This is a genomic window from Cognatilysobacter terrigena (genome assembly GCF_004361065.1).
GTDB lineage: Bacteria > Pseudomonadota > Gammaproteobacteria > Xanthomonadales > Xanthomonadaceae > Cognatilysobacter > Cognatilysobacter terrigena.
Window position 1 is genome coordinate 1 of record NZ_SELT01000060.1, and the last position, 546, is coordinate 546.

1 pseudogene is annotated in these 546 nt (G+C 60.8%); it reads left to right on the top strand.

Annotated elements, in window-relative coordinates:
* Nucleotides 1–417 (top strand): annotated as a pseudogene (locus tag EVS83_RS15335) (hypothetical protein); the annotation flags it as partial.
* Nucleotides 418–546 lie beyond the last annotated feature (129 nt).

The window sequence follows — 546 nt, forward strand, 5'->3', positions numbered from 1 at the left end:
CGGCGCGGCTTAACTCAGGTGTTAGGCCCCGCTATGGATACCTCGATGTACGACGCATTCCACACCATCGGCTACGCGCTCTGGGTCGTATTGTTCGCCGGCCTCGTCGCCGGGTTGTGGATTCAGTGGCGTGCCTTCGCCCGTACCAGACACCCGAGTATTAGACCCCTGCTGTGGGCGGGGGCCGCGGGCCTAGCGCACGCCGTTATCGGCGTATTGACTCTCATGGCGAGCTTGCCGCAACGCGTCGCCCTCGGAATTTTTGCAGGCTCACTTGTGCTGTCTGCGCTGCAAGTGGTCCTCACAGTATTAGGCACCGCACGCGTGTTCCGCGCATTTGCGGATTACGCGGCGCACTCTGCGGCTGCGGGGCCTAACAATTCGTCCAAGCCGACGCCGCTTCGCGGCGCGGCTTAACTCAGGTGTTAGGCGGCATTGGAGAGATCAATGGGGTTAATACAACGGCGGCAGCTGCGGACGTATCTCTATTTCCGCGATCGCGAAATGACCGTAGCGAGCGTGATTAAGCTCAACTGGCAGATGCTC